The organism is Bartonella sp. AP7XZML (genome assembly GCF_042195745.1).
In the GTDB taxonomy this organism is placed as follows: Bacteria; Pseudomonadota; Alphaproteobacteria; order Rhizobiales; family Rhizobiaceae; genus Bartonella.
Genome location: NZ_JBHIOT010000104.1, coordinates 1 through 2192, shown reverse-complemented (window position 1 = coordinate 2192; position 2192 = coordinate 1). Strand labels below are relative to the sequence as shown.

The 2192-nt window shown below is 36.3% G+C and carries 3 protein-coding genes; 2 read left to right on the top strand and 1 reads right to left on the bottom strand.

What is annotated here, in order from left to right; all coding sequences use genetic code 11:
- Positions 1–690, bottom strand: a 690-nt coding sequence (locus ACFILT_RS08750; RefSeq protein ID WP_375679914.1) for an antA/AntB antirepressor family protein, incomplete at its 3' end; no start/stop codon positions are given.
- Positions 691–1100: 410 nt separating this feature from the next.
- On the opposite strand from ACFILT_RS08750, the gene ACFILT_RS08745 reads away from it, so the two are divergent.
- A complete protein-coding gene (locus ACFILT_RS08745) occupies positions 1101–1466 on the top strand; it encodes a helix-turn-helix domain-containing protein (protein ID WP_375639622.1) in 366 nt (121 codons plus the stop codon).
- A gap of 3 nt (positions 1467–1469) precedes the next feature.
- Complete coding sequence (locus tag ACFILT_RS08740; protein WP_375639618.1) at positions 1470–2006, top strand: ImmA/IrrE family metallo-endopeptidase; 537 nt, start codon at positions 1470–1472, stop codon at positions 2004–2006.
- The last annotated feature ends 186 nt before the right edge of the window (positions 2007–2192 follow it).

Here is a 2192-nt window from a genome sequence, read left to right as displayed (position 1 = left end):
GATTTTCGTTGAAGGGAGTACCTTTTCTGTACCATCCGGTCTTTGAATGGTGATAGCAGGGCAGTCCATAAAGCCTTTCTTGATTTTATCCTGATAAGGTAACAGAGGCGCCCCTGGAGCCCGTCGATAAACCCAATCATGTTTACGCAAGTAATCGGTTAAATCTTTTGGTCGTACCTCTAACATCTTTGCAGCTTCAATAAGACCAAACAATCCATCAGAACGTTTTAAACCTTCCAAAGCTTTTGCTTTTGGAGCCAATTCGGCAATGACATGATCTTTCTGCTCAATTTGACTTTGTAAGTGATTCAAAACACCAAGTAATGCCTCCGGTTTGGAGTAGTCAACTTGTGGTGTCACTACTTGTTTCAAAAGCCGTTCACATTTGATAAAGTATAAACGAGCCTCTCTACCTTTCTTATTATTCTCAAGCATCGAAAGTTCTTTAGCTACACTTAAGGTGAGATGATAATCTTTACGATTGTGTCCACCTCTACCTTTGCTCGCCAAAATTGGCGAGCAAACAAAGTCTTGATTTTCTGATAAATTATATTTTTTGATACGGTCAGTAATCCAATTAGAAAAATCTTTACCTATTTCCAAAAATGCATGTAACTCACGTGCATTTACCGTCTGAACGGTATCACCATCAATTGTAGCTTTGTGTATGTCGATTAAATATTGTGCCATGATTTGGCTCCTATGTGCTTAAAGGTTTTTGATTGACACTCTATGAAGAGCGCCGGGTGCTCAAAAACACGGCACATAGCCCGTCGTTATGCCTTCCCCAAAGGGTATTGTATAGCATAACTACACCCGACAATATCATTATATGCGAGTAACATATAATGAGTCAAAGCTTTTAATTGGCGGTGAAAAGACTGTTTCGGCAATCTATCCGCTATGTGTTTAAGGTGTTTTTGAGGCACCTGATTCGATTATTCATACTCCTACTATAATGTCAAGCAACTTTCGATAATTTTTAAATTTTTGCTATTGGCAATTTGTAATTATTGTAAAAAAAAGAGTTGATTTATACCTTAAGATAAAATATATTCAACTTATTAAGATTAATTATCCGTCCTTTGGAGTTATATTTGATGCTTACATCCTTTGGTAAAACCATACGAAAACTCCGTATTGATCATGCAGAACGTCTTTTAGATATGGCTGATAAATTAGGTATATCTGTAGCGTTTTTATCTTCTGTCGAGATTGGCAAAAAATCTGTGCCTGTTGGTATGGAAGAAAAGATCATAGAATTATACGATTTAGATCAAGATATGGCTTCTCTCTTAAGAAAAGAGGCTGATGCCTGCCGTAAGAGTTTTACAATAAAGTCTTCTAATTCATCCACAGGTGAACTTGTTGGTATGTTTGCTAGAGTTATAGATAACATTTCTCCAGAAGATGTAGAAAAAATGAAAAAATTAATGAAACAGATAAAAGAAAAAGAAGGTAAATAGAAGGTGTATAAAAGCATTGATTATGAAGTTCCTCCTCGTAGTTGGCACAAAATTAGTTATTTAGCTGGTTTATTTCGAAGAGAATTACAATTGTCAGATGTCCAATATTTTCCAGTAATGGAGTTTATTGAACACATTTTGCCTAATATGAAGCGAGATTTTCATTTACGTATCGCAGATAAGAAAGAACTGGGAAATGTGGGTGGTTTAACTGATCCACAAGGTAAGTTCATCGTTTTAAGAGAAGATATTTATAGAGATGCGTACGATGGTAATGGTCGTGCAAGATTTACAGTTGCTCATGAATTTGCTCACCTCTTTTTACATACAAATTTACCCTTACAACGCGTAATTGATTCTCATGAAATACCTGCTTATCGCAGTTCAGAACGGCAAGCTGATCAGTTTGCCGCTGAACTTTTAATGCCACGTTCAGGTATGCCCAAATTTAAGACTCCAGAAGAGATCGCTAAGTGCTATAAAGTTTCATTACAAGCAGCAAAGGTTAGAATGAAAACATTAAATATTAAATCAGAATAAAAAGGGTTTGAGTTGCAGCTCAAACCCATAAAGAGTTTACGTCAGGTTTCGGTTAGCTGACGTAAAACCAGACAGGAAACAACAAGATGTAACCCGTAACAACAGGCGGAATTGTATCATTGTAAATGTTTCCTGTCTAGGTCAATTCACCTTAAAAGGAACTTCCATGTATAATACACAGAAGTT